We start from the raw sequence: 423 nt of genomic DNA, 5'->3' as shown, positions 1-423 counted from the left end.
CCCCCGACCATGACGGTGAGCTTACCCTCCAGCGCCTTCGGTGCGCCGCCCGAAAGCGGGCAATCCAGCCACTTCATACCGGACTCAAGGGCATCCGCGCAGAGCTGGCGTGTTGCGATCGGATCGATCGACGACATGTCGATGACCACGGTCCCCTGACGGGCTCCTTCTGCGACCCCTTTTTCGCCGAAGACGGCCTCTCGAACGATCCGCGCCGAGTTCAGGCTGAGAACAACGGCGTCGGCGCGAGCGGCCGCATCCGATGCCGACGTCGCCGGGGATGCGCCCTTGACCTCAAGCTGCGCGAGCTTGGCCTGATCCAGGTCGAATGCGATCAAATCATGCCCTGCTGACAGAAGGCGCGAACCAATCGCACTTCCCATCACACCACAGCCGATGAGCGCGATTTTCCGTTTGGTGGAC

General features: G+C 63.4%; 1 protein-coding gene. It reads right to left on the bottom strand.

Annotated elements, in window-relative coordinates; genetic code table 11:
• A partial coding sequence (locus tag AB4Z23_RS28670; protein WP_441361334.1) for an NAD(P)-dependent oxidoreductase occupies positions 1–407 on the bottom strand: 407 nt, incomplete at its 3' end.
• Positions 408–423 lie beyond the last annotated feature (16 nt).

The sequence above is a fragment of the Agrobacterium sp. MCAB5 genome, from assembly GCF_052114365.1.
GTDB classification, from domain to species: domain Bacteria; phylum Pseudomonadota; class Alphaproteobacteria; order Rhizobiales; family Rhizobiaceae; genus Agrobacterium; species Agrobacterium tumefaciens.
Note: the sequence above shows the minus strand (reverse complement) of the source record. Positions and strands in the feature narration are given on the sequence as shown.